The sequence below is a fragment of the Bradyrhizobium denitrificans genome (assembly GCF_013179005.1).
Classification (GTDB): Bacteria; Pseudomonadota; Alphaproteobacteria; order Rhizobiales; family Xanthobacteraceae; genus Bradyrhizobium; species Bradyrhizobium denitrificans.
Map to the genome: position 1 here is coordinate 19584 of NZ_JABFDP010000037.1, position 26420 is coordinate 46003.

Here is a 26420-nt window from a genome sequence, read left to right on the forward strand (position 1 = left end):
CGATGCATCTCCTGGCGACATCCGGCGCAGATCTCGACGACCTCGAACAGGCCGTGGATCTCGCACAGTCGCCGGCCGAGATCGTGGTGCTGTCGTTTTCGGACAGTGACCTGTCGGCGCTGGCGGGGGCGTGGACCGCATCGGCGGCCGAGTTGCCCAGCCTGCGGCTCGCCAGCCTGAAGCGGCTGAAGCATCCCATGTCGGTGGATCTCTACATCGACAGCGTCATCCTCGGGGCGCGCGCCGTCGTCGTGCGTTGCCTCGGTGGGCTCGACTACTGGCGCTATGGGATGGAGCGCATCGCGGCGGTTTGCCGGAGCCGCAAGATCCTGCTGGCGGCGCTGCCGGGAGATGACCGCGCCGATGACCGGCTCGATGAGTTCTCGACCTTGCCGAAAGAGTCGACAGCGCGGCTGTATGGTTATCTGCACGAGGGCGGCATCGGCAATGCGCGCGAGGCGCTGCACTATCTGGCCATGCTGCTCGGCCGCGACGCGACGTTTGCCGAGCCGGTCGCGATCGGTTCGATCGTCGGCTTCGTGCCGGATCGTGGCGCCGTCGCCATCGACGATCTCTGTTCTGGCGATGACAAGCGGCCAGCCGCGCTGATCGTGTTCTATCGCGCCAGCTTGCTTGCCGCCGACACGGCGGGAATTGCGGAACTGATGCGGACGATCGAGCGCGAGGGGCTCGCCGCAGCGGCTGTGGCGGTCACCAGCCTCAAGGATCCGAGCATCGCGGATGCGATGGGGCGATTGATCGCGACGCGGCGTCCCGCGATCATCCTGAATGCGACCGCATTCTCTGCGTTGCGCGATGACGGCTCGACCGTGCTGGACGCAGCCGACGCGCCGGTGCTGCAGATCATCCAGGCGCAGAGCACCGAAGAGGCTTGGGCCGCCTCGTCGCGCGGCCTTTCGCCGACCGATCTTGCCATGAATGTGGTGCTGCCGGAGCTGGACGGCCGCTTGCTGGCGCGTCCGATCGCCTTCAAGGGCGAGGCCGCAGCGGATGAGCGTCTGCAATTCGGCACTATCAGCTACGTTCCGCAGGCGGATCGTGCGTCCTATGTCGCCCGGCTCGCTGCGCGATGGGCGCGGCTGCGCGCGGCGCCGGCAGGCGAGCGCCGTATGGCGCTGATGCTGTCGGACTACCCGGCGCGCGGCGGGCGTCGTGGCTATGCGGTCGGTCTCGACACCAGCGCGAGCGCTGCGGCCATTGCGCAGCTCCTCGCCCAGGCAGGATACGATCTTGGCGGTGCTCCACCGACCGCCGCGCAGATCGAAGCGTTGCTGCGCGACGAGGCGGATGACCTCGTCGTGCCGTTCGCGGTCTATCAAAGCGCTTTGAAGCTGTTGCCGGAAGGGCTGCAGGACGCGCTGCATGAGTGCTGGGGCGAGGCCGCGGCCGACCCGGCATTTTGCGATGGTGCCTTTCGCTTTCCGGTGCTGCGCGCCGGAAAGCTTACAATTTTGCTGCAGCCGGATCGCGGCAGTCGTGCGGACCGCAAATCCGGCTATCACGACACGACCGTGCCGCCGCGGCATGGCTACGTCGCGCTCTATGCGCATCTGCGCGAGGTCGAGACGATCGATGCCCTGGTTCATCTCGGCGCGCATGGAACGCTGGAATGGCTGCCGGGCAAGGCGCTGGCGCTGTCGAACACATGCTGGCCGGAGGCCGTGCTCGGCCCGCTTCCCGTCATCTATCCGTTCATCGTCAACAATCCCGGCGAGGCGATGCAGGCCAAGCGCCGGCTTGCGGCGCTGACGCTCGGACATCTCACGCCGCCGCTGGCGCAGGCCGGTCTGCACGGACCGTTGCTGGAGCTGGAGGGGCTGGTCGAAGAATATGCCGAAGCCGATGGGCTCGATCGGCGCCGCCTCAGACTGCTGGAAGACGAGATCATCGCGCGGGCCTGGCAGAGCGGTCTCGCCGCCGATTGCGGGCTCGACCGCACCATGAACGGCCGCGAGGCGGTGGCGCAGCTCGACGCCCAGCTCTGCGATATCAAGGAGCTGGCGGTGCGCGACCGCCTCCATGTGTTCGGCCAGGCTCCGGACGCGCCGGCGGCCGGCCTGCTCATCGACGCGATCGCGGCAGCCGCTGGCCAGGCGGGCGGCGCCGTCGATCGCGCCGACGTCGAAACCCGAATTCACGCGAGCGTCGTCGCCGAGCGCGAGGCGCTGCTGGCCGCGCTCGATGGCCGCCGCGTGGCGGCCGGGCCCGCTGGCGCGCCGAGCCGCGGCCGTCTCGACGTGCTGCCCACCGGGCGCAATCTGACTGCGATCGACCCGCGGGCCATTCCGACCCGGACCGCGGCCGTGGTCGGCGTGCGCGCGGCCGACGAGGTGATCCGGCGTTATCTTCAGGACCACGGCGATTATCCGCGGTCGCTGATGCTCGATCTCTGGGCTTCCGCATCGCTGCGAACCGGCGGTGACGATCTCGCCCAGGCGCTGGCCTATCTCGGCGTGCGCCCGCGCTGGGATCTGAATTCGAACCGCGTCACCGGCATCGATGTGCTGCCTTTGGCGATGCTCGATCGGCCGCGCATCGACGCGACGCTGCGCATCTCGGGATTGTTTCGCGACCTGTTCGAAGCGCAGATCGCGCTGTTCGATCTCGCCGTGCAGAAGGTCGCCGTGCTCGACGAGGACGATGCCGACAATCCCTTGGCCGCGGCGCGGCGGCGCGGCGAGAGCCTCGCGCGCGTGTTCGGTGGCGCGCCCGGCAGCTACGGCGCCGTCGCCGCCGACCTCGCGCTCGGGATGACATGGGAAACCCGATCGCAGCTCGGCGACGCCTATCTGGACGGCAGCGGCTATAGTTTCGGCGGAGGGCATGACGGCGTGTCGGCCGCCGCGACGTTTCGTGACCGGGTTCGCAGCATCGATGCGCTGGTGCATCCGCAGGACGATCGTGAGCGCGATCTGCTGGACGGCGAGGAGGTCGCCGACTTCGCCGGCGGCTTCGCCGCTGCGGCCGCATCGCTCGGCGCGACACCCGCGCTGCTGCATCTCGACACCAGCCGGCCCGACCAGCCGAAGGCACGCACGTTTGACGAGGAGATCGCCCGTGTGGTGCGCGGCCGACTCACCAATCCGCGTTGGATCTCGGGCATGCTCGCCCACGGCTATCGCGGCGTCGCCGAGATCGCGCAAGGAATCGACGCGCTCTACGCTTTCGCGGCCACGTCGGACAGCGTTCCCGAGCATCTGTTTGATCTGGCGCATGGGGCGTTGCTGCGCGACGAGGCAGTGTTGGACGGCATGATCGCGCGCAATCCGGCGGCCGTGGCCGCCATTCTGTCGCGGTTCGAGGATGCGCTGCGCCGACGCCTCTGGGTGCCGCGTCGCAATGCTGTTGCTGACGAGCTTGCGCTGGCCCATACGCGCCTCGTGCCAACGGAGAGAGTGTCGTGACCGCCGCGGTCGATATCAAAGGCTGGTGTCCCGGGGCGCGGCGGCCGATGCCGAGCGGTGACGGGCTCATCGTTCGCGTTCGGCCGCATGGCGGCGCCTTGCCGGTCGCCGCGCTGCGTGACTTGGCTGAGGCGGCTGAGCGCTTCGGCAATGGCCAGATCGATCTGACGCGGCGCGCCAATCTGCAGATCCGCGGCGTTTCCCCAGCGACCTTGGCGCCGTTGTGGGAGGTCTTGGAGAGGCTCCGGGTGCTCGACGACAGCGCGGAGCTGGAGGCGATCCGAAACATCGTGATCAATCCGCTGGCGGGATTGGACCCCGCGGAAATGATCGACATGCGTCCCGTTGCGGCCGAGCTGGAGGCCTTGCTGGCGTCCGATCAGGCGCTTGAGGCGTTGCCGGCCAAGTTCGGTTTCGTGCTCGACGGCGGCGGCCGGCTGCCGCTGACGGATCTTGCCGCCGATGTTCGGCTCGCGGCCTGTGATCGCGACGGTCGCGGCCGCGTCGCGCTCGGCATGGCGGCCATGGATGGCGTCGCATGGCTTGGCACCACCGACGCCGCTGATGCCCCGGCCAAGGCTGTGCAGCTCGCGCGGCTCGTGCTGCAGCACAGCCCGACGCGCCGCTCCGCGACGCTGCCGTCGACGATGCAAACTGCTCTGAGCGCCGCGCTGGGGCTGACGGTTTCTGATGCCATCGCGACGAGGGCGATCGCGCCATCGGAGCGCTGCGGTCTGATCGCTTTGACGGACCAGACCTGCGCCGTCGGCCTCGGCGCGCCGTTCGGTCGCCTCGACAGCGAGACGCTGATGCGGCTCGCGGCTGTGCTCGCGGCCGATGATGTCTGCGAGATCCGCCTGTCACCTTGGCGCAGATTGTATGTCGCAGTACGCCGCGAAACGGCCGCGCAGTGCGTGTCCGATGCGGCGCGGCTTGGCCTGATCGTCGATGATTCGGATCCGTTGATGCGCATCGATGCCTGTTCGGGCGTCGGCGGCTGTCCGTCGACCGGGCTGGCGACGCGGCAACACGCGCGCATGCTCGTGGCCGCGATGGCGCGCACAGGGTTCAAAGGTTCGTTGCACGTCTCCGGCTGCGCCAAGGGGTGCGCGCGCTCGGCGCCGGCAGAGCTGGTGCTGGCCGGTGACGGCGATCATTATCGCATCATCCGCCACGGCACCGTGAAGAGCGCGTCCTGCGGCATGTTCGATCCGGCGCGCGATGGGACAGCGGCCGGGCTGTTCCGAGCAAGCGAGAACGCCGATGTCTGACCTGCGCGACTACATCAAGGATGGGGCGGAGATCTATCGGCGCTCGTTCGCGACGATCCGCCGCGAAGCTGACCTGACGCGCTTTCAGGGCCTGGAAGAGAAGATCGCCGTGCGCATCATCCACGCCTGCGGCATGGTCGAGATCACGTCCGACATCGAGATCTCCGAACGCTTCGCGGCCGAGGCACGCGCCGCGCTTGATCGCGGCGCGCCGATCCTGTGCGATGCAAAGATGGTGGCGCAGGGCATCACGCGCGCCAGACTGCCTGCCAACAACGAGATCATCTGCACGCTCGATGATCCCAAGGTTCCAGCTTTGGCCGCGCAGCTCGGCACGACGCGCTCGGCCGCGGCGCTCGAATTGTGGCGTCCGCATCTCGGCGGCGCGCTGGTCGCGATCGGCAACGCGCCGACGTCGCTGTTTCATCTGCTCGATATGCTGGACCAGGGCGCGCCGCGGCCGGCAGCGGTGATCGGAACAGCGGTCGGCTTCGTCGGCGCGCGCGAATCGAAGGAGGCGCTCGCGGCCGATGGCCGCGTGCCGTATCTGATCGTGAAAGGACGCAAGGGCGGCAGCGCGATGGCCGTTGCGGCGGTGAATGCCATCGCGAGCGATGCCGAATGAGCCTGCTCGACACCATCGCGGGCGTGGCCGATGCCGGCACGTTGTACGGCATCGGCGTTGGTCCCGGCGACGTGCGTTACCTCACGCTGCGCGCGGCCGGCCTGGTCCGGTCGGTCGATGTGGTGGCGTTCTTCGCTAAGCGCGGGATGGAGGGCCATGCCCGCCGGATCGTCGCGCCGCTGATGGATGCCGGCCGTCGTGAGTTGCGGCTGGAATATCCCGTCACCGAAGAGGTGCCTGTCGCCGATCCGTCCTATCAGGCGCAGATCGGCGGTTTCTATCACCGCGCGGCGGAGAGTATCGCGGCGCATCTTGCCGCTGGACGGTCGGTCGGGTTGCTGTCGGAAGGCGATCCGTTCTTCTACGGTTCGTTCATGCATATGTGGCGCCGGCTCGAGCGTGATCATCCGGTCGAGGTCGTGCCCGGCGTGACCGGCATGTCCGGATGCTGGACCAAGGCCAACGTTCCGATCACCTGGGGTGATGACATCCTCTCGGTGTTGCCAGGTACGTTGGACGAGGACGTCCTACATGATCGGCTGGCGCGTTGTGAGGCGGCCGTGATCATGAAGGTCGGGCGCAATCTGACGAAAGTGAAGCGAGCCATCATCCGCGCCGGCTTGATCGACCGCGCCCTCTATATAGAGCGTGGCACGATGGAGGCACAGCGCGTCGCGCCGTTGGCTGAGATCGAACTGGCGCGCGGCCCGTATTTCTCGATGATCCTGATCCCGGGACAGGGGCGTCGGCTGTGACGGGCACGCTCACCATCGTGGGGGTCGGTCCGGGGCGGCCGGAGCTGATCACGCCGGCGGCGTCGCGAGTGATCGCTGCTGCGACCGACTTGATCGGCTACGGACCTTATCTCGACAGGGTCGCCACCAGCTCTCCGGGCCAGGTCCGCCACGCCAGCGACAACCGGGTCGAGCTCGATCGCGCGCGGCACGCGCTCACCCTCGCCAGCGAAGGCCGGCAGGTTGCCGTGGTGTCGGGAGGCGATCCCGGCGTGTTCGCCATGGCCGCCGCCGTGTTTGAGGCGGTCGAGACCGGGCCCATGGCCTGGCGCGAGCTGGACATCCGCGTCGAGCCCGGCGTCACCGCGATGCTCGCAGCGGCCGCTGAGGTCGGCGCGCCGCTTGGCGGCGATTTCTGCGCGATCTCGCTCTCCGACAATCTCAAGAGCTGGACCACGATCAGGCGTCGCCTCGAAGCCGCGGCCACGGCCGATTTCGTGATCGCGCTCTACAATCCGCTGTCGAAAGCGCGACCGCACCAGCTCGGCCAGGCGTTCGAGTTGTTGCGGCAGCTCAAGCCGCCATCGACTGTCGTCGTGATGGTGCGTGCCGCCGGCAGCGGCGATGTCAGACGGATCATCACGACGCTGGCGGAGGTCAATCCTGACGACGCCGATATGCGTACGCTGGTGATGATCGGGGCGACGGCCACGCGCCTGATCGCGCGCGAGGGCAGGGCGCCTTGGGTCTATACTTTGCGCCGTGAGGTGGAGGGTGGCGCATGAGCAAGTTGCGTCTCCAGCCAGAGCAGTGCCTGCCGCGCATCGTCGAGCGCGATGCCATGCGGCTTGTCGGGGCGCGCGATCATCACCACGGGAATGCCGAGCCGCCGCGCGGCCGCGATCTTCGGATAGGTCGCAGCGCCGCCGGAGTTCTTGGAAACGATGAAGGCGACGCGCTGCTGGATCAGGAAGTCGTGCTCCTTCGCGTCGTCGAACGGCCCGCGATCATAGACGAAGCGAATATCCGGCGGCAGGACGATGTCGCCGGGCGGGTCGATCGTGCGAGCGATGTAATGATGCTGCGGAGCCGCGGCAAACGCCGCGAGCTCCAGCCGGCCGAGGCTGAGGAAGATTCGCGCCGCCGTCGCGCCGAGCGCCGCGGCTGCAGCCTCCGCGCTGTCGACCTCGATCCAGCGATCTCCGTCCTGGCGCTGCCATGCGGCGCGCCGGATCGAGACGAGCGGCAGCGACAAGGCACGGCAGGCCGCGACGGCATGGCGCGAGATCTGATCCGCATAAGGATGCGTCGCGTCGATCACTGCGGCGATCGCACGATCGCGCAGCCATGCTTCCAATCCGGCAACGCCGCCGAAGCCGCCGATGCGCGTCGGCAGCGGCTGCGGCTTGGGCGAGGCGGTGCGGCCGGCGAGCGAGAGCGTCGCCGCGAAGCGGGCGTCGCCGTCCAGCAGACGCGCCAGCTCCGAAGCTTCGGTCGTGCCGCCGAGAATGAGAATGCGCATGCAGGACAGGGTCCATCATGAATCCGCAGCCAACTTGCAACGCGGCGCGCTGGCTGTCCATCGTCGGCATCGGTGAGGACGGCGTTGAGGGGCTTTCGCAGCCTGCCCGCCGTCTCATTGCGCAGGCCGCGTTGGTGGTCGGCGGCGCGCGCCATCTGGAGCTCGCGGCGTCGCTGATTTCAGGCGAGCGGCTGGCCTGGCCAAGTCCGCTGCATCTGGCGTTCGAGCGGATCGAGGCCCGCAGGGGAGAGCCGGTGGTCGTGCTCGCCAGCGGCGATCCATTCACCTACGGCGTCGGCAAGCAGCTGATGCAGCGCTTCGGCGCGGCGGACATGCTGTGCGTGCCGCAGCCATCCGCCTTCAGTCTGGCGGCGGCGCGGCTCGGCTGGCCGCTGCAGGATGTCGCTCTGGTCACCCTGCATGGCCGCCCGCTCGAAGGGATCATCCGCCATCTCGTGCCGGGGGCGCGCATTCTCGCGCTGGCTTGGGATGGATCGACGGCGGGCAAGCTCGCGGCTCTGCTGACGTCACGGCGCATGGGGCGCTCGCGCCTGACCGTGCTCGAGGCGATGGGCGGACCGCAGGAGCGGGTGCGCAGCGCGGCGGCCAATGTCTTCGATCTGTCGGACATCCACCCGCTGACGACGATTGCTCTGGAGGTGATCGGCGAGCCGGACGCCCCGGTGATTCCGCTCACGTCGGGTCTCGCCGATGATCTGTTCGAGCATGACGGCCAGCTCACCAAGCGCGACGTGCGGGCCGTCACGCTGTCGGCGCTGGCGCCGCATCCAGGCGAACTGCTCTGGGACGTCGGCCTGGGCTCAGGTTCGGTCGCGATCGAATGGCTGCTGCGCCACGGCGCGCTGCGCGCGATCGGGATCGAGGCCCGGCAGGACCGGGCCGACCGAGCCATGCGCAACGCGCTTGCCCTCGGCGCGCCCGATCTCAAGGTCGTGCTCGGCCGCGCTCCAGCGGTGCTGGCCGATCTCGAACCTCCGGATGCGGTGTTCATTGGCGGCGGGATTTCGGAACCAGGCGTGTTCGAGGCGGCCTGGTCGCGACTGAAGCCGGGCGGGCGGCTCGTGGCGAATGTCATTTCGCTCGAGGGCGAAGCGCGTGTCACCGAGCTGTTCGGCCGGCATGGCGGCGAGCTGATCAGGATCGCCGTGTCGCGCATCGAGCCGGTCGGCCGGATGCATGGCTGGCGGCAGGCGATGCCGGTCACGCAATGGCGGGTGATGAAGCCATGATTGCGCTTGGGATCGGCTGCCGCCGCGACGCCAGCGCTGATGCGATCGAGGCCGTGGTGGCTCGAGCCTTGAGGGCCGCGAGCCTGGTGTCGAGCGATATCGCCGTGATCGCAACGGCAGCCGACAAGCGAGACGAGGCGGGCATTGTCGAAGCCGCCAAGCGCCTGCGGCGTCCCTTGGTCGGGGTCGCGGCTGCCGAGCTTGCGGCGGTCGCCGATCGCGCTGTCACCTATAGCGACCTCGTGCACCGGTTGAAGGGAGTGCCATCCATCGCCGAGACGGCGGCGCTCGTTGCCGCGGGCCGCCATGCGCGACTGATCCTGCCGCGCATGGCCAATGCGTCGGCGACCTGTGCCTTGGCTGAAGGGGACGGCGCCTTCCCTGCGGAGAACGGCGGATGACGGTGCACTTCATCGGCGCCGGCCCTGGCGCGGCGGATCTGATCACTTTGCGCGGGCGCGACCTGATCGCGCGCTGCCCGGTGTGTCTCTATGCCGGTTCGCTGGTCCCCCAGGCCCTGCTCGAACACTGCCCGCCGGGCGCACGCATCGTCGATACGGCACCAATGTCGCTCGACGAGATCATCAATGAGATCGCACAGGCCACGGCCGCCGGCCATGACGTCGCGCGGCTGCATTCCGGCGACCTCGCGATCTTGAGCGCGCTGGGCGAGCAATTGCGGCGCCTCGACGCGCTGCAGATCCCTTACACCGTGACGCCGGGCGTGCCGTCGTTCTCCGCGGCGGCGGCGGCGCTGGGACGTGAGCTGACCCTGCCGGGGCTTGTCCAGTCGGTCGTGCTGACACGCACGTCGGGGCGCGCCTCAGCCATGCCCGATACGGAACGACTGTCGCTGTTCGCGCAGTCGCGCGCCACGCTCGCCATTCATTTGTCGATCCATGTGATCGACAAGGTCGCCGATGAGCTGCGCCCGCATTATGGCGATGATTGCCCGGTCGCCGTGGTCTATCGCGCGAGCTGGCCGGATCAGCGCATCATGCGCGGCACGCTTGCGACCATCGCAGCTCAGGTCGCGGCCGATGCGGTCGAGCGCACGGCGCTGATCCTGGTTGGCCACGCACTTGGCGCAGAGGATTTTCGCGACAGCGCACTGTACGATGCTGATTATCAGCGGCGGTTTCGCGGGAGGGGAGAGTGATCTGCCCCCAGACATCGCCCGACCAGCCGGCCGTCGCGGTCGAACACGGCGACATCGAGCGCGACCGCGTCATTGGCGAGCGCGCGATACGCGGTCTGCCAAGCGGCCCGCGCGACCACGTCGCCAGCCGGGAAGCCGGACCTGTCGGACTCTTGCAGCACCTGCAGCGCGGTGTTGGCGGTTCGCGCCGTCTCGACCAGCGCCGGTGGCGCGCCCGCATCGTGCAGCGCGGTTGCAAGCCAGCCGAGATCGACCTCGCCGGCGCGCGAATGCAGGTCGAGCAGGCCTTGGCCCAGCTTGGTCATCTTGGCAAAGCCGCCGGCGACGGTGACGCGGCCGACGGGATGGCGGCGCAGATACTTCAGCATGCCGCCGGCGAAGTCGCCCATGTCGATCAGCGCCGTGTCCGGCAGGCCATAGAGCTGCTGCACCGCCTTCTCGGAGGTGCTCCCGGTGGCGCCGGCGATGTGCGGCAGGCCGGCGGCGCGCGCGACATCGATGCCGCGATAGATCGAGTGAATCCAGGCGGCGCAGCTGAAGGGCACGACGATGCCCGTGGTGCCCAGGATCGACAGGCCGCCGACGATGCCGAGCCGCGGGTTCAAGGTCTTCTTCGCGAGGTCCTCGCCGCCGGGAATCGCGATCTCGACGGTGACGTCGCGCGTGCCGCCAAGGGCTGTGGCAGCCTCGTCGATCGCGGCGATGATCATCTCACGCGGCACGGGATTGATCGCAGGCTCCCCCGGCGGCAGCGGCAGTCCGGGCCGCGTCACGGTGCCGACGCCCGAGCCGGCGCGGAACGCGATGCCGGAGCCGGCGTCGCGCCGTTGCACCGTGGCCTTGATCAACGCCCCATGCGTCACGTCGGGATCATCACCGGCATCCTTGACGACGCCAGCCGTCGCACGCCCCCCCTCGGCCTCGTGGATCGCGACTGCGAAGCTCGCGCGACGTCCGCCCGGCAGGGCGATGTCGACGATCGCAGGACAGCTGCCGGTCATCAGCAGCTCATAGGCTGCGCGCGCAGCCGCGGTCGCGCAGCTGCCGGTGGTCCAGCCACGCTTCAGCGGTCGGTTCAGCGGATCCGCAGTTTCCGTCATGCCGGATCGCATAGCATATTTTGCTGCGACAAGCCGGTACTCCGACCATGACCGCGGCGGCTCCCAAGGGGATCATCATCGCCGCGCCGCGCTCGGGGGCCGGCAAGACGACCGTCACGCTCGGGCTGCTGCGCGCTCTTGCCGAACGTGGCACGGCCGTGCAGCCGTTCAAATGCGGCCCCGACTACATCGATCTTGCGTTCCACAGCATCGCGGCGCGCCGGACGAGCTACAACCTCGACGGCTGGGCGATGTCGGCGCCGCAGCTGCGAGGGCTTGTGTCTGCCGTCGCCGCCGGTGCCGAGATCGCCATCGTCGAGGGTGTCATGGGCCTGTTCGATGGGGCGCCGCAGCCCGGCCGCGCGGGCAGGGGCTCGGCCGCGGATCTGGCCGCGCTGCTGGGCTGGCCGGTGGTGCTCGTGCTCGATGTCAGCGGGCAGACCGAGACGGCTGCCGCTGTCGCGCTCGGCTGTGCGCGGTTTCGGGACGATGTCCAGATCACCGGCGTGATCCTCAATCGGGTGGCGAGCGAACGGCATCGCGCGCTCATCGCGCCGGCGTTTGCGCAGCTCGGAATCAGCGTGCTCGGCGCGGTCATGCGCGATGCGCAATTGACATTGCCGGAGCGGCATCTCGGCCTCGTCCAGGTCCAGGAGCTCACCACGATCGAGCCTCATCTCGACCGGCTTGCGGCATGTCTGGCCAAGTCGGTCGACCTCGATGCCGTGCGCGCGCTCGCGCAACCCGCACGCCTCCCGATCGATGCCGCACAGACATCAGGCCTGGGTATCAGGCCGCCGGGGCAGCGCATTGCCTTGGCGTCCGACGCCGCCTTCTCGTTCAACTATCCGCATCTGTTGCGGCACTGGCGCGCCGAGGGCGCGGAGATCGTGCCGTTCTCGCCGATGAACGACGAGGCTCCGGACCCCACAGCCGATGCGGTCTGGCTGCCGGGCGGCTATCCCGAACTGCACGCCGGCCGATTGGCGTCGGCGGCGACGTTCCGCGACGGACTGCGCGATCTGGCCGCGCGCGCGGTGCCGATCCATGGCGAATGCGGGGGCTATATGATGCTGGGGGCCGGGCTGGAAGATGCCGAGGGCGCGCGGCACGCCATGGCCGGATTGCTGTCGCTGGAGACCTCGTTCGCCAGGCGGCGCCTGCACCTCGGCTATCGCCGTGCAACCTTGCTGGCGGATTGCAGCCTCGGCCGGACCGGAGCCGAAGTCCACGGTCACGAGTTCCACTACGCGACGATTCTGAGCGGAACCGACGATCCGCTGATCGATTGCCGTGATGCGTCGGGCCAGGTGACGGCAGAACGCGGTGCCCGGCGCGGCTCGGTGACCGGCTCGTTCCTGCACGTCCTGAGTGGAGCGGCGCCATGAGTCCTGCAAAGCATCCCCCGCATTTCGATGCGTCCTTCAAGGCTCTGTTCGCCGATCTCGTGCGCTGGCGCCGCGATGTGCGCCGCTTTCGGACCGATCCGGTGCCCCCGGATTTGATCGAGCGGCTGCTGACCCTGGCCGCTCACGCGCCTTCCGTGGGGTTCTGTCAGCCCTGGCGGTTTGTCCTGGTTGAAACTGCAGAGCGGCGTGCGGCGATTGCCGATAACTTCAGACAGAGTAATCAGGCCGCGCTGGCAGGGTATGATGGCGAGCGACGCGCGCTCTATGCCCGCCTGAAGCTGGAAGGGCTCACGCTCGCTCCCGTGCATCTCGCTGTCTGTGCCGATGAGGGGACCGCGACGGGTCACCGTCTCGGCCGCGCCACGATGCCGGAGACCTTGCGCTACTCGGTGGTGGCGGCGGTCCAGACCTTCTGGCTTGCGGCCCGGGCCGAAGGGCTCGGTGTCGGCTGGGTGTCGATCCTCGACCCCGCCGCGGTCTGTCGGGAACTCGACCTGCCGTCCGACTGGACGCTGGTCGCCTATCTCTGCATCGGCTGGCCGCAAGAGGAACATGACGATCCCGAGTTGGAGCGTCACGGCTGGGAGACTCGGCTGGACCAGACAGCGATCCAGCCGCTCAGACGGTAGAGCTTGAGCCGGAAGAGCGGAAACCGCGTTCCGAAACGATCAAGCTCAAACCAATAAACAGGATCACGAAGCCATCGCCAGCGCCGGCGCCTCCACCGTGGCCGGCTCGGCGGCCTGGGCGGTGGTGCCTGCCAGTTGGAAGCGCATGCCGTGCAGGGTGATCGTGAGGGGGATGCCGCGGAAATCGTCGTGGAAGGCGCGGACGCGGCGCATCATCTCGGCAGGATCGATATCGGCCGCCATATCGCACATCCGCGCATACATCTGCCTGGTGCTCTTGATGCCGCTCCAGGCGATCGGGAGAACCGGCAGCGGCCCGGCGTGGCAGGCGAGATCGCGCGACATGCGCCAGAACAGATAGGCTGTCCGCACGAACGTCATCTGCTCCAGGCCGCGGACATCGACGCCGTTCGGGATGTCGAAGGTCTCGGTTCCGATGATCGCGCCGCAATCGACGCGGGGCTCCATCACATGGGCGGTGGCGCCGAAGCTCTCGGCGCCGTCATACATCGCAAAATGGGCTGGCGCCCAGCCGGCGTAGTTCGGCGGCCCCGGATGAAAATTGTAGGCGCCGTGACCGACAGCCGCCAGAATCTCGGACGGCACGATCACGCCGGTGGTGAACGCGATCAGGCGAGATCTGCCGAGCACGTCCTGTTCGATGGCTTCGAGTTCCGGCAAGCTGACCGCGCCGCGGAACGCCAGTGCGGGATTATGCGCCCTGAGCAGTTCGGAGAGCGCGAGCTGCTGGTCGCGGCTGCCGGTCAGCAGAATGATGGTATCGAACATGATCTGTCCTCGTTGCAGTCAGCGGCGATAGGTCTCGACATTGTCCGGCCTGCGGCCTGCCTCGGCGGCGGCGATGGTGCGGAACAGGTTCTCCGGCAAGTGCTGCCCGGGAACGACCTCGAAGACCATGTTGTCGGCGAGGAAAGCGGCTTCGCGGGCGATGCGGGCCTCCGGCTGCCACGAACACAGCGAGAGTTCGAGCCGTCCGAAGCCGCCGCAATCCGCGACGAAGGCGCGGGTCACCGCATCGATGCTGTCGGCCGTCTCGCGGGCGCTGCGGCTGTCGACCTCGCGCAGAATGACGGTGACCGCTTTGTCGGAGTTGGCACCGGAGCGGAGGACGAGCAGGGCGTCTGACGCACCGACACGGCCGGCGCGCCTGGCGGGGCGGACCATCGTCGCAAAATCCGGATCAGGACCGAGATCGCCGCTCGTCGGTTTCAGGTTGTGAACGACGACAGCGCTTCGAGCCGCCAATTGACCCGCAACAGCGTGATAGGACCGCGGCAGCCACACGGTATCCAGCGCAATCTGCGAGGTGACGGCACTCCAGGCCTGATCAATGAGATAACCGTCCCAGACATCGGGAAACGTGCGAGCCAGCTCAGACCACGTCCTCAGCATCGTCTCGGCCGCCTTCGAGCGGCCGAAATACAGCGTCCGCGCCGACATCTCCCAGCCGTTCCATTTGTGGACGGCAAAATCGCAGCCCGTCAGCTCAGGCAGATCCGGGACGGCCTGCAACATCACGTCGGGCTCGACGAACAGGAGCGGCTGCTTGTGCCGCTGCCACATGCGCGTGACGAAGTCCGCCCTGTCGGCGGCTGTTAGGCGATCGCCGCTGCCGCTATCGATGGCTTCAATCTCGAAGGCGAGGCCGAGCCGCTCGAGCGAGCGTCTGAGATGATAGATATGCAAGTCGCCGATGGTCCTGGCGTGACAGGACACGACTCGCAGCGCATCGGGTCTGTGCGCGCCTACCGGCGCCGGCCAGCCGAGCCCGCCCCACCACAATTCGTGTGGACCATCCGCCGATGCGCCAACGGTGCCGAACTCGGTCAGCTTCGATTTGAGGAAGTCGAATGCAGGATTTTCCCCGAGTGGGATTACGACTGCGTCATGGGACGTCAAGCTGCTGACCAGCAGTTCGGCTCCGGCACCCGTCGGAGGGTCGAGCACGAGAATGGTGCGGCCGCCGCACGCCTCAGACAAACGATCCCACCGGACCGGCGGACCGAATGTGCGTGACACCCAACGCAGACGGCGAGCCTGGTGTTCGCCGAGCCAGACTCCGTCGGCGCGCAAGGTCTGCGTCGGGTCGTCATGAATGGCGCTCGATGCTGGTCGCGTCATGCAGGTCCTCCTGGACAGTTGAACGGACCAAGGCCGCAGATCAGGCGCAGCGATCGCGCAAGTGGTCGTGCCGTTTGTGATGTGGGTGTGATGGAAGCGGGGACACGGAAAACGTGTTGTTCATTTCGTAATGTTGCCGGATGTCACCATTGATTGATCATCCACGCGCGCTGAGTGCCACGGAATGAAACGCGGTCCATTGAACTCATCGCCCGGAGCGGAACAGTTAGTTAAAAATGGAGAGTCAGTGCGGGCGGCCGAGCCTGATTGTTTGCTTCGTCGGCGCCCGTCCGAGCGATCGCGAGAGGCGATCGAAACATCCGGAAACAGACCTGCCCGCTATTGAAACTGATAGAAACAGACACGCGCGCATTCAGTGCGTTCGACACGTCATGTCGACCGCCCTGCATTCCTTGATGTCGGCTACTACAACGTTTGAGTTAGTCGGATCAGGCGCATGAATTCGTAAAAAGTCGTCGTGCGAGTCAAAAAACGCGCCAGCGGCAACTGACAGAGTCAAAAAATACGGTAGCTTCGCTGAAGATGATTCGGAAAAAATTGCCGGGCGCCGGATACGCTCGGTGACGATTTCCGGCTCTCGCGCCACTGCCATGTTGATGTACCGCGGTGCGCTCCTACGAACGCTGTGTGTTTGCGTTGTGCCTGCATCTTCAGCTGAATTCGTCCTCGGAATGAATCCCTGCCATGCCGACCTGCGGCTTCTCTTCATCCATGATCGTGCCTCGCCTGATCCGCGGAGGGCAGAATTTGCCCGGCGCTAGGCAAAATACTCCAGCTAAGCGTTTGAAAAACAACAAAAATAATCCGCCTGCTTGTTTCGGTCTGGGCGTTCAAGGATCGGAAGCCGTGTGCGAGACGCGGTTTTGGCATTGCGGGTTGGAGATTGGGAAATGAACTACGCGCTGGACGTCTGTGCCCCGACTGATGGCGTGCCCCTGAACGCGCCGGCGTCGCCGGATGTCGCCGAGGTGCCGTGGAGCGAGTCGGCCAGCACCGTTCCGGATTGCTCGCCCGGTCAGGTCGCGGTGTTCGACGAGGACAAGGAACTGCTCGATCGTCTCGCCACGGGAGACGAGACGGCGTTCCGCCTGCTGGTCGAGCGTCATATCGACCGCGCCTATGCCATTGCCTTGCGGATCGTCGGCAACGCCGCCGATGCCGAGGATGTGGTGCAGGACACGATGCTCAAGGTCTGGACCCATCGCGGACGTTGGCAGCATGGGCGTGCCAAGTTCTCGACCTGGCTCTATCGCGTGGTCAGCAACCGCTGCATCGACCTACGGCGCAAGCCGCGGACCGAGAATGTCGATGTCGTTCCGGAGGTCGCGGACGGCAAGCCCGACGCGGCGAGCGTGATCGAACGAGCCGAGATGAGCGATCTGCTGGAGGCTGCGATGCGTCGGCTTCCGGAGCAGCAGCGCGTCGCGGTGATCCTGTCGTATCACGAGAACATGAGCAATGGTGAGATCGCCGAGGTGATGGACACCACGGTGTCTGCGGTGGAGTCGCTGCTGAAGCGGGGTCGCCAGCAATTGCGTGACATGCTGCGGCGGCACGAGCGCGACATCTGCGGCGCTTTCACCGATTGCTAACCATAGAGTCCTGGCCAGAAAGAATTCCCGCCTGAAACACGCAGGCGCTTCCGTTTGATCGATCAGACGGGGCTGATCCGCACCGTCAGTCCTTCCACGATCCGGCCCGTTCTGCCGATCACTCAGGAGTCTTCACCGTGCCCGCCATTTCAACCAACATCGCCGCCAATTCGGCCGTCCGCTATCTGAACATCAACTCCAATCAGGAGACGAGCTCGCTCTCCAAGCTGTCGAGCGGATCGCGTATCACCTCGGCCTCCGACGACGCGGCCGGTCTCGCCATCTCGACGCGCATTTCCTCGGACATCACCACGCTGCAGCAGGCGGCCACCAACGCCGCGCAGGCTACCTCGATCCTGCAGACCGCCGACGGCGGCGCCTCCAACATCAGCGACATTCTGGCCCGCATGAAGTCGCTGGCCTCGGAGTCGGCCTCGGGCACGACGGTCGGCACCAGCCGCACCTACATCCAGTCGGAATTCTCGCAGCTGATCAGCGAAATCTCGTCGATCGCGACGGGAACGCGCTATAGCGGCCAGAGCCTGCTCGACGGCACCAGCACCTTCTCAGCCGGCGTCTCGGTGCTGGTCGGTTCGTCCGCCACCGACACCATCGACATCAAGCTGTCGGATCTCACGGCGAGCACGCTTGGCGTCTCCTCGCTCGACGTCAGCACCCAGAGCGGTGCGACTGCGGCGCTCACGACGCTCGACACTGCGATCGACACCGTGTCGAAGGCCCGCGCGGATATCGGTGCGCAGGAGTCGCGCTTCAACTTCTCGGCCGATTCAATTTCGACGCAGACGCAGAACCTGCAATCCGCCAACTCCGCGATCAAGGACGTGGACATCGCCTCGGAGCAGGCGAAGCTGTCCTCGGCTCAGGTGAAGACCCAGGCTGCGGTGTCGGCCGAAGCCGCGGCAAACCAGATCCCGCAGTACCTCCTGAAGCTGCTCGGCTAAGTCATGTTCTGCCGGGCCGGCGCGACGCCGGCCCGGCCTCTCCCTCGGAGGATGTCGACGAATGACGGTGAGCAGCGCGACCTCAAGCACGAGCAGCACGACGTCGTCGTCTTCCTCCTCGTCGACGACGAGTTCGAGCAGTTCGCTCACAACGTCGGGAACGAGCACCACGAGCACGATCGACTGGACTGCTCTGATCCAATCCGCCGTCGACGCCAAGCTCACCCAGGCGACGCAGATCTCGACCAAGATCACGTCGAACGAGGCGAAGATCACGGCCTATCAGACGCTGCAGACCGCGTTGAAGACGTTGTCTTCAGGCTTGTCGTCGCTGGCTACCTCGATGGTGAACTCGCTCGCGACCAACGTCTTCGCGACCCGGGCGGCCACGATCAGTGCGACGGGGGACGTCAGCGCGTCGTCGGCCCTCTCGATGTCGGTAAACAATGGTGCGGCGACCGGCAGCCACACCCTGACTATCAGCCAGATCGCCACCGCGCACAAGGTTGCCGGAACGACCCAATCCAGCCAGACCACGGCGCTCGGCTATTCCGGAACGTTCTCGCTTGGCCTGTCGGGCGGCACCACCGCCGACATCACGGTCACGAGCGACATGTCGCTGCAGGACGTCGTCGACGCGGTCAATGCCCAGACCTCAACGACGAATGTCGAGGCGTCCATCGTTCAGGTCTCGAGCGGGTCATACGAGCTGGTGCTGACCGGCACGGAGGATGCCGCCGACATTACTTATTCCAGCTCGTCCGGCGATGACATCCTCAACAAGCTCGGGGTGACTGACAGCTCCGGCGCTTTCGCCACCGTGCTGCAGACCGCGCAGGCGGCGGAGTTCACGCTCGACGGAATCAGCCTGACCCGCAACACTAACGACATCACCGACGTTCTCAGCGGCGTCACCTTCGATCTTCTGCAGGCGACACCGTCCGGAACGACACTCAACATCAGCATCGGCACAGATACCAGCCAGATTTCGTCGGCGCTGCAAACATTCGTCACCAACTATAATGCTTTCCGTGATGCGGTGATCGCGCAGCAGACGACGAATTCGGATGGCACCGCGGCCTCGAGCGCGGTGCTGTTCGGCGACGGCACCATGCGCGACATCATGAACACGCTCCAGGATGTGCTGGGAACCTCGGTCGGCGGTCTGACGATGGCGGATCTCGGCCTGTCCTTCAACGAGAAGAATGAGCTTGAGCTCGACACGGGCACCTTGTCGACGATCCTCAGCACCAATCTGAGCGGTGTCACCACATTGCTGTCGGCCCAGACCAAGACGTCGTCCAGCCAGCTCAGCGTCGTGAATACCGGAACGTCGCCGCAATCCTTCACGCTGGATCTCACGGTGGATTCGTCGGGCAATCTCACGGCGGCCTCGGTCGGCGGCGACAGCTCCCTGTTCACCGTCAGCGGCAACACGATCGTCGGCAATTCCGGGACGGCCTATGCGGGCATGGCCTTCACCTATACCGGCTCGACCTCGCAGTCGATCACGGTGACCTCCACCCAGGGGCTGGCGACGCAGATCTACCAATTTGCCAAGACAGCCTCGTCGACCACCGGATCGCTGCAGACGCTGATCGACAATCTCACGTCGCGCGACGAGACGCTGCAGGCGAAGGTCGATGACATCAAGAGCGCGGCTGCGACGTATCAGACCCAGCTCACGGCGCAATACGCCAAGTACCAGGCGGCCATCGAGAGCGCCAACAACACGCTGACCTATCTGAAAGCCCTTCTCAACGCGAGTTCGAGTAACTGATGACCCAGAATCCGATGGCACATTTGGCCACTCAGGCCTATCGCGGCGCGGCCGTCACGGTTCCCCCGGTGCGCGCGGTCATCATGCTTCTCAACGGGACGGTGACGTACCTCCAGAAGTGTCTTCAGGCCCAGGAGGCACGGCGTTTCGAGGAGGGGCATGCACATCTGACCCGCGCCACCGCGATCCTGCGCGGGCTGAGCCTGCATCTGGACCCGACCCGCGGCGGCGCCGTCGCAGAACGCCTGTTCGAGACCTACAATGCGCTGATTGTGGCCGCCCTGCGCGCCTACGGCCGGCCGGGGATGCGCGAGAACTTCCTGCGCATCATGGCGGGGGTGACGGAGCTACGCGAGTCCTGGGAGGCGGTCGACATGAGGGCGCGGACAGGATCGCGGGCGGGTGATTCGCCGAAACGAGGGTGAGCTGAGGCGAATCAGCTGCGCTGCACCGCGGGACACATTGCGAAACCGAGGGAAACAGGAGCTGTCCGGCTCGGATTGGCGGTATCGAAAGCAGCATGTGCTGCATAGGACCCCCGGGAAATACGGAAATCCAGCTGCATCGCGCAGCTGCATTGTCGCGGTCCGGCAATATCAATTTCGTCCAGCTACAGAATGGTTTATGACGATCCCAGACACGCTGGATCGGGCGGACGATGGACGTCAGGGAATTCGAGGATCTGATCGACCGCCTGGGAGAGGACATCTCCCAATGGCCTGATGTGCAGCGCCGCGCCGCGGCCGATCTGCTTGCTGCATCGCCTGATGCTGCCCGGCTGCTGTCGGAAGCGCGCCTGATCCGCCAAGCCCTGTCGTCAGCCCCGGTCCGCGCGCCCTCTGGTCTCGCTGATCGTATCGTTGCAACTGCCGGCCGCTTGGCGGCGGAAGAGGCGACCGCGTCGCCTGCGGATGTCCATCAGCCGGGTTGAGCCGCGCCGGCCCGCAAGCTCGGATCGAGCGCTGAGTGGCCGGCCGGCGTTTGCGCCCCGGTGCAATCGTCCCACATCATAGATCCAGCTTTCCATCGGATCATGCGGAAGACGTGCGCCGCTGCCGGCGCAGGCGTTCGCCGTCGCGGTTGTTCGGCGGTGCCTGAGACCTGTCTGCGAACATGATCGCATGCTGTGTCCGCTGTCGAACACGAGCAGCGACCCGACCGTCCCTCTCGCCGGCCGATCAGGTCCTGTCAGCCGCGCCGCTGCGCCCGGCGTTTTTTGCCGCCCTTGCACAACTGAGCGGCGGCAAATTCTGCCGTGAGATCAAATAATTCCCTCTCATTTTGCGCGCCTGAATTTGGCGCGACGGCCGTTTGATCAGCAGACGCCCCGACGACGTTCGGGCGTGAGCTGTGTCCCACCGCGCCGATCGGTGAGAGCCGGAGTTCTATCATGACCGTTTCTGCGGCGAGTTCGTCTGCAACGACCACCTCATCGACCTCATCAACGAGCGACTCGTCTCGGACGACGTTGAGCTCCAGCGACTTCCTTCAGCTGCTCGTGAGCGAGCTGCAGAACCAGGATCCGCTGAATGCAACGAGCGTGACCGACTTCGTCAACCAGATGACGTCTTATGCCAACTACACGTCACAGCAGTCGCTCAACACCAGCATGAACTCCCTCGCCAGCTCGTTCTCGAGCCTGGTGACGCTGAACTCCGTCAACTACATCGGTCACACCGTCGAGGCAAAAACGGACACCGCCGTTCTCTCCAACGGCTCCGCCACCTTCGGCTACTCGCTGTCCTCGGCCGCATCGAACGTCTCGATCTCGATCAAGGACTCCTCAGGAAACACGGTGTGGACCGGGACGGGGACCGGAAACAAAGGGGCGAACTCGATCACCTGGGATGGCACCGATTCTCAAGGCAACCAGCTGAGCGACGGCGGCCAATACACGATCTCCGTCACCGCAACCGACTCCGCGGGCAATTCGGTCCTCAACTACACGACGATCACCGGCACGGTGACCGGCATCGATACCTCGACCAGCACGCCGTCGCTCACCGTCGGTGGCGTTCCGGTCAGTGCGAGCAACATCATCGGCGTCACCTCCTGACGTGTCATTCGGAGTAAAATCATGAGTCTCTCTGGAGCCCTGTCCTCGGCCATCTCGGCGCTGAACGCGCAGAGCTCGTCGCTAGCCATGATCAGCGACAACATCTCCAACGCCGACACGACCGGCTACAAGACGACGTCTGGCCTGTTCGAGCAGCTTGTGACCGCCTCGAGCAACTCGAAGGCCTATTCCTCCGGCGGCGTGTCTGTCTCCAGCCGAACAAACATCACTCAGCAGGGACTCCTGGCTACCACCACGAACGCGACCGACGTCGCAATTCAGGGCTCCGGCTTCTTCGTCGCAACTGACTCCACCTCGGCCGGCGGCGAGACCTTCTATACACGCAATGGCGCCTTCACCACCGACAATGCCGGCTATCTCGAGAACAACGGCTATTATCTCGAAGGCTGGCGGACCGATGCGAGCGGCAATGTCGTCGGCAGCGGCCTGGAGCCGGTCAACACCAAGGTGGCGTTGACCAATGGCGGAGCGACCACCAAGACCTCGCTCGCAGCCAACCTGCCGGCCGATGCAGCCAGCGGCGACACGTTCAGCAGCTCGATGACCGTGTACGACTCGCTGGGGCAATCGCATACGCTCAACGTCACCTGGACCAAGGGGACAACGGCGAATGAATGGACCGCCAGCTTCGCGCCAGCCACTGCATCCGACGGCACGGTCACCAGCGGCACCTATACGATCAATTTCAATTCCGACGGTTCGCTCAGCACCGTCTCCTCGACCAATCTCGGCATCACCTGGAACAACGGCGCTGCGGCGAGCTCGATCGCGCTCAGCTTCGGGACCACCGGGGGCGGTACCGACGGTCTGACCCAGCTGGCGTCCGGAAGCACAACACCCAGCGTGTCCAACTTCAGCGCCAATTCCGACGGCATATCCTTCGGTACGCTGAGCAGCATTTCGGTCGGCAAGAACGGCCTCGTCGAGGCGACCTATTCCAACGGCCAAACCGTTCCGATCTACAAGATCGCGGTGGCGACTTTCGCTGATCCGAACGGTCTCGTTGCGCATTCGAACGGCATGTACACCGCTACTGCGACGTCGGGAAATGCGACCTTGCAGGCGTCGGGCGAGAACGGGGCGGGAACCATCTATGGCAGCGAGCTTGAATCCAGCACGACGGACACCACCGGTCAGTTCAGCAACATGATCTCGGCTCAGCAGGCCTATTCGGCTGCCTCGCAGGTGATTTCGGCCGTCAACAAGATGTACGACACCCTGATCTCGTCGATGAGGTGAGCATGGCCGACGTGAAGAGGGAGCGGCTCGGCGAGGGCGAGGCGCTGTTGAAGAAGCTGCGGCGGCTGAAGCTGCGCGCGGCTGCTGCTGGCAAGGATGACCGCGCGCAGCTTCTGGCGCTGATGGACGATATCGAGGCGATCCGACGCAAGCTGTTGCGCGAATGCGCGCAGCTCGAGGAAGAGTTTCGGATCGCCGCGGTCCGCGTCACCGCCCTGAACACCTACGCGCGCGTCGCCCAGGCGGGCCGACGTCCGCCGCGTGAGCATTGAGATTGGAGCGACAGCATGAGACAGAAGGTTGAGGTTCCTCAAACGGCCGCAAGCGAGGACGAGGTCCGGGCCTTGATTGCGCTGATCGACGAATTGATCGCGGTCGTTGCGGAGGAGAATGTCGAGCTCGCCAAGGGGCTGCCCGCGTCGCGATCGAAGCAGCTCGACGACAAGAACAGGCTGGCCGGCATCTTCGAGCAACGGGTGGCCGAGTGCGCCGCGCGGACCGCTGCGCTCGACGTAAAGGACCGCGTGCTGCGCGAGCAGCTCCTGGAGCATATTCTCAACCTGCGCTTTGCGATGGATGAGAACCTCGTTCGGCTGCGCGCGGCCATCGAGGCGAGCAACAGGCGCATCGAGGCCGTGATGCAGGCGATCCGCGAGCAGATCGCGAACGTGTCGCCCTATGGCGCGAGTGGACGGCGCACGGTGCGGGCGACGTCCTGCGGAACCAACGTCAGAGCTTGAAGCAATTCGAGGGGAGTGGGGACGATGTCGCTCGATATAGCCCGTCTTGTCGCCTTCAGCGGCATCTCCGCCACGGAGCTGCAGATCAGTGTGGCGTCGTCGAATATCTCGAATGCCGACACCAAAGGCTACACGGAAAAGTTGGCGAATCAGGTCGCGACCGTTACAGGCGGCGTCGGAACCGGCGTTTCGATTACCGGCATATCGAGCAACGTCGACAAGCTGCTGCTGAAATCGCTGATCGGCGCCAATTCGGAGCTCGGTGCCGCCGACACGACCAACAGCTATCTGGAGCAGCTGCAGCAGCTGTTCGGCAGCGCGTCGACATCTGGGACCTCGACGACCGGAACGTCGCTGGCGAACGCGCTGGCATCGCTGGAATCGGCGTTGTCGTCGCTGGCAAGTTCGCCGAGCAGCGTGTCGCTGCAATCGGCCGCGGTCAGTGCGCTCGATGACTTTGCGAGTCAGCTGCGCAGCACGTCGAGCGGCGTGCAGAGTCTGCGTGCGAATTCCGACAAGGACATCGCCTCCTCGGTCAAAAGCGTGAACGATGATCTGCAGCAGATTGCGGATCTGAATGTCCAGATCCGCAAGATGGCGGCGGCCGGGCAGTCGACGGCAGATCTCGAGGACCAGCGCAACTCCGCGCTGCAGGACCTGTCGTCCTATATGAACGTCAGCTACTATACCGCCTCGAACGGCGACCTTCAGGTCTATACGTCGTCGGGGCGTGCTCTCGTCGACAGCTCGGCGCACACGCTGAGCTATACCGCGTCCGCGAATGTCTCGGCGTCGTCGAGCTATTCGTCTGGCGGCTTCAGCGGCATCATGGTCGACGGCGTGGATGTCACGTCGCAGATCACGTCCGGCAAGATCGGCGCATTGATCACGTTGCGCGACCAAACCCTGCCGGCGACGCAGACGCAGCTTGATCAGCTTGCCACGGAGCTGAAATCGGCGCTGAACGCGATCACCAACGGCGCGTCGGCGGTTCCGCCGCCGACCAGCCTGACCGGCTCTGCCAGCGTGAGCAGTACAACCGCGCTGGCGGCGTCCGGAACGGTGCGGATCGCGGTAGCCGATCAGAGCGGCAATCTCGTCTCGTACAAGGACCTCGATCTGTCGTCCTACGCCACGGTCGGCGATCTGGTGACGGCACTCAACGGCATTTCCGGTGTGTCCGCCTCGCTCGATTCGAGCGGATACCTGTCGATCAGCGCGACATCGTCGTCCAACGGCATCGCGATCAACGACATGACGAGTTCGGTCGGCGGGGGCGGTTTTTCCGAGTATTTCGGGATGAATGACCTCGTCACCGGCACAGGCGCCGCCAATTTCGCCGTCGACAGCAGTATTCTCAGCGGTGCCGCCGGACTGCCGACTGGAACCCTCGACAATTCGGCCACATTGACCACCGGCAGCCAGGTGCTGACGTCCGGCTCGGCCACGATCATCAACCAGCTCTATGACAAGCTGACCGGCTCGACGAGCTTCTCGTCTGCGGGAGGCCTGAGCGCGACCACCGGCTCGTTCGCCGATTATGCCGCAGCGATCGTCGCCAATGTGGCAAGCAAGGCAACCCAGGCGTCGAGTAACTATACTGCCAAATCGACCGCCCAAGCCAGCTATGCGAGCTCGCTGTCGTCGCAGTCGGGCGTGAATATCGACGAGGAGACCGCGCGCGTGAGTTCGCTGCAAAACAAATACGCGGCGGCGTCGCAGCTGATCTCCGTGGTCAACAGCATGTTCTCGTCGCTGCTCACTGCCGTGCAATCGACTTGATCCGGAGCGTGTAACATGACGATGCGGGTCGCGACCTTCGCAAACTCCGACCAGATGATTTCGAGCGCGCTGCGCACGCAGGCCACCATGGCCGATATGCAGGTGCAAGAGGCCTCCGGGCTCAAGACGGAGTACCTGGCCGGGTATGGCGCCGATACGCAGCATGTGGTGAATCTGCAGGTGTCGGTCACGCGCGCGCAGTCCTATATCGATGCGGCGACCTTGGCCGATAGCAAAGTGCAGGTGATGTATTCCGCCGTCGGGCAGGTGTCCGATATTGTCAGCCAGCTGCGGTCGGCCCTGAGCGCCGCCAGCTCCGGCAGCAGCACCGGAACCACGTCGGCGATCAGCTCGGCGCAGCAATTGCTGCAGCAGATGGCCGGCATTCTGAACACCCAATATGACGGACAATATCTGTTCGGTGGCGCACGGACGTCGACAGCCGCTGTCGATACCTCGACGTTCGCCTCCGGAGCGGGATCGCTGGCGACACCGGATACCAGCTATTATAAAGGTGACGACGAGCTTGCGTCTGCTCGGGTGTCCGGAGGCGCGGCCGTGACCTATGGCGTCACGGCCGACAATTCGGCCTTCGAGGAGGTGATGCGGGTGCTCAAATTCGTCGCCAACAGCTCGACCCTGTCGTCCACGGATATCAGCTCGGCGCTGACGCTGGCGGACCAGGCCGTCGACGACGTCGCAACCGTGCAGGCCAAGCTGTCCGATGCCGCCTCTCGGATCGAGAGCGCGAAATCGGAGCAGACCGATTTCAAGAGCTATGCCGAGAGCCTCGCGACGGACCTGACCAGCGTCGATGTGGCTGCGGTGACGGCGCAGCTGTCCACCTATCAGGCCCAGCTCACGGCGTCCTATACCGCCATCTCTAAGATCCAGAGCCTGAACCTGGCAAGCTACCTGCGTTGATCCGGGGAGGTCATGGCGATCCCTGACTGTCCCTTAC

26 protein-coding genes are annotated in these 26420 nt (G+C 65.8%); 21 read left to right on the top strand and 5 right to left on the bottom strand.

Translation table 11 applies throughout. From position 1 onward, the window contains the following. The first annotated feature begins 2 nt into the window (after nt 1–2). Genes cobN through cobJ form a run of 5 tightly spaced genes read left to right on the top strand, consistent with a single transcriptional unit; the run spans nt 3 to nt 6840 of the window. Entirely contained in the window at nt 3–3425 is a 3423-nt protein-coding gene (cobN, locus tag HL671_RS32435) for a cobaltochelatase subunit CobN (RefSeq protein WP_172242181.1), read from the top strand. Next, the gene (gene cobG / locus HL671_RS32440; RefSeq protein ID WP_172242184.1) at nt 3422–4696 is read left to right on the top strand and encodes a precorrin-3B synthase; all 1275 of its coding nucleotides are present in this window, start codon (nt 3422–3424) and stop codon (nt 4694–4696) included. Before cobN ends, cobG begins: the two co-directional genes overlap by 4 nt. Next, entirely contained in the window at nt 4689–5321 is a 633-nt protein-coding gene (locus HL671_RS32445) for a precorrin-8X methylmutase (protein WP_012043279.1), read from the top strand. Before cobG ends, HL671_RS32445 begins: the two co-directional genes overlap by 8 nt. Then, nucleotides 5318–6076 (top strand): precorrin-2 C(20)-methyltransferase, encoded by a 759-nt coding sequence (locus HL671_RS32450; RefSeq protein ID WP_012043280.1) that lies wholly within the window; start codon nt 5318–5320, stop codon nt 6074–6076. The genes HL671_RS32445 and HL671_RS32450 overlap by 4 nt, the downstream gene beginning before the upstream one ends. Continuing rightward, a complete protein-coding gene (cobJ, locus tag HL671_RS32455) occupies nt 6073–6840 on the top strand; it encodes a precorrin-3B C(17)-methyltransferase (RefSeq protein WP_172242187.1) in 768 nt (255 codons plus the stop codon). Before HL671_RS32450 ends, cobJ begins: the two co-directional genes overlap by 4 nt. Here cobJ and HL671_RS32460 read toward each other — a convergent pair. Further along, nucleotides 6804–7577 (bottom strand): cobalt-precorrin-6A reductase, encoded by a 774-nt coding sequence (locus HL671_RS32460; RefSeq protein ID WP_172242190.1) that lies wholly within the window; start codon nt 7575–7577, stop codon nt 6804–6806. The genes cobJ and HL671_RS32460 overlap by 37 nt on opposite strands. A gap of 17 nt (nt 7578–7594) precedes the next feature. On the opposite strand from HL671_RS32460, the gene HL671_RS32465 reads away from it, so the two are divergent. The 3 genes from HL671_RS32465 to cobM are packed head-to-tail and all read left to right on the top strand — an operon-like array spanning nt 7595 to nt 9986. Then, on the top strand, nt 7595–8827 hold the full coding sequence (locus tag HL671_RS32465; protein WP_012043283.1) for a bifunctional cobalt-precorrin-7 (C(5))-methyltransferase/cobalt-precorrin-6B (C(15))-methyltransferase: 1233 nt from the start codon (nt 7595–7597) through the stop codon (nt 8825–8827). Continuing rightward, complete coding sequence (locus HL671_RS32470; protein ID WP_172242193.1) at nt 8824–9228, top strand: cobalamin biosynthesis protein; 405 nt, start codon at nt 8824–8826, stop codon at nt 9226–9228. The genes HL671_RS32465 and HL671_RS32470 overlap by 4 nt, the downstream gene beginning before the upstream one ends. Beyond that, nucleotides 9225–9986 carry a precorrin-4 C(11)-methyltransferase gene (cobM, locus tag HL671_RS32475; protein WP_172242196.1) on the top strand — a complete coding sequence of 254 codons (762 nt, stop codon included), beginning with the start codon at nt 9225–9227 and terminating at the stop codon, nt 9984–9986. The genes HL671_RS32470 and cobM overlap by 4 nt, the downstream gene beginning before the upstream one ends. Here cobM and HL671_RS32480 read toward each other — a convergent pair. Next, complete coding sequence (locus HL671_RS32480; RefSeq protein WP_172242199.1) at nt 9956–11086, bottom strand: cobalt-precorrin-5B (C(1))-methyltransferase; 1131 nt, start codon at nt 11084–11086, stop codon at nt 9956–9958. The genes cobM and HL671_RS32480 overlap by 31 nt on opposite strands. A 47-nt stretch (nt 11087–11133) precedes the next feature. Between HL671_RS32480 and HL671_RS32485 the strand changes: the two genes are divergently transcribed. Continuing rightward, entirely contained in the window at nt 11134–12474 is a 1341-nt protein-coding gene (locus HL671_RS32485; protein WP_172242202.1) for a cobyrinate a,c-diamide synthase, read from the top strand. After that, nucleotides 12471–13124: a 5,6-dimethylbenzimidazole synthase gene (bluB, locus tag HL671_RS32490; protein ID WP_172242205.1), complete on the top strand. Its 654-nt coding sequence runs from the start codon at nt 12471–12473 to the stop codon at nt 13122–13124. The genes HL671_RS32485 and bluB overlap by 4 nt, the downstream gene beginning before the upstream one ends. A gap of 63 nt (nt 13125–13187) precedes the next feature. Here the strand turns inward: bluB and HL671_RS32495 are convergent, their stop codons facing one another. Next, nucleotides 13188–13913, bottom strand: a complete 726-nt coding sequence (locus HL671_RS32495) for a formyltransferase family protein (protein ID WP_172242208.1) — start codon at nt 13911–13913, stop codon at nt 13188–13190. A gap of 18 nt (nt 13914–13931) precedes the next feature. Further along, complete coding sequence (locus HL671_RS32500; protein WP_172242211.1) at nt 13932–15266, bottom strand: hypothetical protein; 1335 nt, start codon at nt 15264–15266, stop codon at nt 13932–13934. Nucleotides 15267–16177: 911 nt separating this feature from the next. On the opposite strand from HL671_RS32500, the gene HL671_RS32505 reads away from it, so the two are divergent. From HL671_RS32505 to HL671_RS32525, 5 genes are all read left to right on the top strand, one after another. After that, nucleotides 16178–16879, top strand: a complete 702-nt coding sequence (locus tag HL671_RS32505) for an RNA polymerase sigma factor (RefSeq protein ID WP_012043291.1) — start codon at nt 16178–16180, stop codon at nt 16877–16879. 137 nt (nt 16880–17016) lie between these two features. Then, nucleotides 17017–17841 (top strand): flagellin, encoded by an 825-nt coding sequence (locus HL671_RS32510; protein ID WP_012043292.1) that lies wholly within the window; start codon nt 17017–17019, stop codon nt 17839–17841. 61 nt (nt 17842–17902) lie between these two features. After that, nucleotides 17903–19621, top strand: a complete 1719-nt coding sequence (gene fliD / locus HL671_RS32515) for a flagellar filament capping protein FliD (RefSeq protein ID WP_012043293.1) — start codon at nt 17903–17905, stop codon at nt 19619–19621. Next, the gene (locus HL671_RS32520) at nt 19621–20046 is read left to right on the top strand and encodes a flagellar export chaperone FliS (RefSeq protein ID WP_172242214.1); all 426 of its coding nucleotides are present in this window, start codon (nt 19621–19623) and stop codon (nt 20044–20046) included. Before fliD ends, HL671_RS32520 begins: the two co-directional genes overlap by 1 nt. A gap of 233 nt (nt 20047–20279) precedes the next feature. Continuing rightward, entirely contained in the window at nt 20280–20552 is a 273-nt protein-coding gene (locus HL671_RS32525; RefSeq protein ID WP_012043295.1) for a hypothetical protein, read from the top strand. A gap of 257 nt (nt 20553–20809) precedes the next feature. Here HL671_RS32525 and HL671_RS32530 read toward each other — a convergent pair whose 3' ends face one another. Further along, nucleotides 20810–21049: a hypothetical protein gene (locus HL671_RS32530; RefSeq protein WP_168167851.1), complete on the bottom strand. Its 240-nt coding sequence runs from the start codon at nt 21047–21049 to the stop codon at nt 20810–20812. Between HL671_RS32530 and HL671_RS32535 the strand changes: the two genes are divergently transcribed. Genes HL671_RS32535 through HL671_RS32560 form a run of 6 tightly spaced genes read left to right on the top strand, consistent with a single transcriptional unit; the run spans nt 21012 to nt 26383 of the window. Continuing rightward, nucleotides 21012–21677 carry a flagellar hook assembly protein FlgD gene (locus HL671_RS32535; RefSeq protein WP_012043296.1) on the top strand — a complete coding sequence of 222 codons (666 nt, stop codon included), beginning with the start codon at nt 21012–21014 and terminating at the stop codon, nt 21675–21677. The two genes, HL671_RS32530 and HL671_RS32535, sit on opposite strands and share 38 nt — an antisense overlap. Before the next feature lie 21 nt (nt 21678–21698). Beyond that, nucleotides 21699–22937, top strand: a complete 1239-nt coding sequence (gene flgE / locus HL671_RS32540) for a flagellar hook protein FlgE (protein ID WP_012043297.1) — start codon at nt 21699–21701, stop codon at nt 22935–22937. Nucleotides 22938–22939: 2 nt separating this feature from the next. Beyond that, complete coding sequence (locus HL671_RS32545; protein ID WP_012043298.1) at nt 22940–23209, top strand: hypothetical protein; 270 nt, start codon at nt 22940–22942, stop codon at nt 23207–23209. A gap of 15 nt (nt 23210–23224) precedes the next feature. After that, a complete protein-coding gene (locus HL671_RS32550; protein WP_012043299.1) occupies nt 23225–23677 on the top strand; it encodes a hypothetical protein in 453 nt (150 codons plus the stop codon). 24 nt (nt 23678–23701) lie between these two features. Further along, the gene (gene flgK, locus HL671_RS32555; RefSeq protein ID WP_172242217.1) at nt 23702–25459 is read left to right on the top strand and encodes a flagellar hook-associated protein FlgK; all 1758 of its coding nucleotides are present in this window, start codon (nt 23702–23704) and stop codon (nt 25457–25459) included. Nucleotides 25460–25474: 15 nt separating this feature from the next. Further along, nucleotides 25475–26383 (top strand): flagellin, encoded by a 909-nt coding sequence (locus HL671_RS32560; protein WP_012043301.1) that lies wholly within the window; start codon nt 25475–25477, stop codon nt 26381–26383. The last annotated feature ends 37 nt before the right edge of the window (nt 26384–26420 follow it).